Below are 2667 nucleotides of genomic sequence, written 5' to 3'. Positions count from 1 at the left end.
AGAACAGGAACTGGCCCTCAGGACGCAGGACGCCGGAGGATGCAGGGGGAGGGGAGGCGATCCGTCTGGTCAGGGCGACGCGGCAACGGATCGGCATCAGGCAGCCTTCCGCTCGGGAGGACACCTTCCGGGCAGGAGGCCGCAACAGGGGGGTAAAGCGAGGAGGATGGATAACGGGTTAGCCTCAGGTGCAGCAGAAATCTCTTGCACCCACTTTGTTGTGAGTTCCTACTCTCTTCTCAAAGAGCTTATGTTGGCTGGGAACTGGAGGACGAAGCATGAGAATCAAGTACGATGACCAGGACGACATCCTATTCATTGAGTTCTCCAAGGAACCTATCGTCAGGGATGTTTCGCATGGCTGGAACGTCAATATCGGCTACGCGGCAAACGGAATCGCTGAGATAACGATCCTTGACGCCAAGGCATCGGGCTACTGGCCTCTGGAGAACGCCAAGGATTTGCTGCCTCTCGCGGCTTAATCCCGATCAAACTTCAACCCCCGCGCAGTCTCATTGGCTACCGGGGGTTTTTCACGTCCACGGAGGATGCAGGGGGAGGGGAAGACAGCCTCGAGGTCGGCAGTGACCCGAAGGGGATTCCGGGTGGCAGAGGCGGTCGTGCGCGCGGGGTTTGTGCGGTCATCCGGATAATTGGTTATCCGCTTTGCGGAACCTCAAAGAAGCCCTCCCCTGCACGAAAAAGCGCATCACTTGATGATGCTATTGCTATAGTAGGGCGTGCCTTTTGTTGGGAGATACGGTATGCGCACCACGCTCGCGCTCGACGATGAACTTTTAGCCAAGGCCCAGGCGCTGACTGGCATGACCGAAAAATCTGCCTTGGTGAAGGAGGCTTTGCGAGCGCTCATCCAACGCGAAAGCGCCCGCCGGCTGGCCCTGCTAGGCGGCTCAGAACCACAGCTGACCGACATCCCGCGGCGCCGGCCGGAACACGACGAATGATCCTGGTGGACACCTCGGTCTGGATCGACCACTTGCGTCGCACCGACGCACACCTGTCCAACCTCTTGAACGAAGGGCGCGTTCGCATGCATCCCTACGTGTTGGGCGAGATCGCACTCGGTAGCCTCCAGAACCGGACGGTCGTGCTCGAGGCGATGCGAGGCCTGCCGACAGTGACCGTGGCCACCGACGACGAGGTCTTTCGGTTCATCGGCACTCACGCCCTGTTCGGGCTGGGCATCGGCTATACCGATGCGCACCTGCTGGCCGCCACCAAGCTCTCACCCGGCACCCGCCTCTGGACACGAGATCGGCGCCTCAGCGAGGCCGCTGCCCGGCTCGGGATCGCTTACGAATTGGCTCACTGAAAAAAAATGCTTGGATGGAACCCATTTACATAATCCTGCTAGCACACCACCTTTCCGTCCTGTATTTTGGCGGCGTCCTGTAGAAAAAGAAGCTGCAAAAACACCGCATGACTGCACCAAATCAGATCGATCTTGCCCACGCCTACCTCATAGATGACCTTCCTGGCAGCAAAATTCCCGCCAGCCGTCTGCGCGATATCCTAGACAAACTCCAGGAGGGTCGGCCGCTCACAACAAACGGTTTTAGCTACTTGAGGCAACTAGGCCTCGTTGCGCTAGGGCAACTCGCCCGCGGCGAAATCACGTATGAAACGTTTCGGGAAGCCGCCGCATCTGAACAGATCAAGCGCCAACAGTTACTGGAAGTCGAGAGGCAAGAAAAACAAACAGCAAGGCTGGCTAGAGAGGCCGAGCAGAAGGCACGAGATGCGGCTTACTGGGCGCAGGAAGAAGCTGCCCGCCTGGCCCGAGAGAGCAACCCGAAGTACATCACAAGGATGAAGAACCGGGCCCTTCGAGCCCAGTACGACGTTGATGCCTTCGTTGAGCAGGAACACTTATCTCAACTGATGAGCATCCTCCATCGCTTCGATGGTGGCAGCCGACTCACAGACGAGGATGTGCTCTGGATGACAACCGAAGGGCGAGCATATTTTTCGGAAGCTCTCCAGGACGCGCACCACGCGCGTGAAGCTGAGTTTTACGCTGCTGAGTACGGACGGACGACTGACGCATGGAACGCGGTGAACGCCAGTAGCCACTACCGCAAGTGCAACCAAGCCAAAAAAGCTCACGAGTTGCTAACTTCGATTCCTGCTGATCGACAAAAGCTTCCCAAGTTGAGGTCGGCGATCGCAACCACCCATGGCGGGGCCATGCGCGACTTGAAGCGCTTGAATGAAGCCTTGGGCCTCGGCAATCAGGCCCATGAACTAACGCCGAAAGACTTTCGCCCTTGCACTTTACTGGGGGCCGTTAACTTCGAGCTCGGGCACTACGACACTGGTCGAAATTGGTACGACAAAGCACTTGAGCGCGGTGCAACCGAGCGCTCGATAGACCACGATCTACGCGCAATTTTCCTTCGTGCAGATGCAGCTAAGCGAAATGAGCTCAAAGCATTCCTGCTGCGGGAGGATCCAGTTCGCTACAGTTGGGTCAAGAGCTTGGGTGCCAGCAAGTTGAGTTCTGCCGGGAAGCGATCGGCGTGAAATGGGCGAGGCCGACAATTTCAGTTTTCACTGCCTGCCATCCGTGGGTGCCCTTTGGACGAAACGGAGCGGACTGTCCAATGTCTCGTCCGACCGCCGGACTACGCCGGATCCGCCGTCTCG

4 protein-coding genes are annotated in these 2667 nt (G+C 58.0%); all 4 read left to right on the top strand.

Annotated features, from left to right (window positions below; genetic code table 11):
* Positions 1–278: 278 nt before the first annotated feature.
* The 4 genes from ACUH78_RS18980 to ACUH78_RS18965 all read left to right on the top strand — a co-directional run bounded on the left by ACUH78_RS18980 (position 279) and on the right by ACUH78_RS18965 (position 2544).
* Positions 279–482 (top strand): DUF2283 domain-containing protein, encoded by a 204-nt coding sequence (locus tag ACUH78_RS18980; protein ID WP_011254903.1) that lies wholly within the window; start codon positions 279–281, stop codon positions 480–482.
* A 282-nt stretch (positions 483–764) separates the two neighbouring features.
* Positions 765–965, top strand: a complete 201-nt coding sequence (locus tag ACUH78_RS18975) for a type II toxin-antitoxin system VapB family antitoxin (protein ID WP_020686163.1) — start codon at positions 765–767, stop codon at positions 963–965.
* Positions 962–1333 (top strand): type II toxin-antitoxin system VapC family toxin, encoded by a 372-nt coding sequence (locus tag ACUH78_RS18970; RefSeq protein WP_445334409.1) that lies wholly within the window; start codon positions 962–964, stop codon positions 1331–1333. The genes ACUH78_RS18975 and ACUH78_RS18970 overlap by 4 nt, the downstream gene beginning before the upstream one ends.
* Before the next feature lie 107 nt (positions 1334–1440).
* Positions 1441–2544 carry a hypothetical protein gene (locus ACUH78_RS18965; protein WP_445334410.1) on the top strand — a complete coding sequence of 368 codons (1104 nt, stop codon included), beginning with the start codon at positions 1441–1443 and terminating at the stop codon, positions 2542–2544.
* Positions 2545–2667: the final 123 nt, after the last annotated feature.

It is taken from the genome of Thauera sp. ZXT1-4 (genome assembly GCF_052598215.2).
The sequence above is the reverse complement of the archived record's forward strand: the minus strand, read 5'-3'. Positions and strand labels throughout refer to the sequence as shown.

Bases quoted from the DNA above. Each gene is read 5' to 3' on its own strand.
- ACUH78_RS18965 (WP_445334410.1), top strand. From the start codon at position 1,441: ATGACTGCACCAAATCAGATCGATCTTGCCCACGCCTACCTCATAGAT.
- ACUH78_RS18980 (WP_011254903.1), top strand. From the start codon at position 279: ATGAGAATCAAGTACGATGACCAGGACGACATCCTATTCATTGAGTTC.
- ACUH78_RS18975 (WP_020686163.1), top strand. From the start codon at position 765: ATGCGCACCACGCTCGCGCTCGACGATGAACTTTTAGCCAAGGCCCAG.
- ACUH78_RS18970 (WP_445334409.1), top strand. From the start codon at position 962: ATGATCCTGGTGGACACCTCGGTCTGGATCGACCACTTGCGTCGCACC.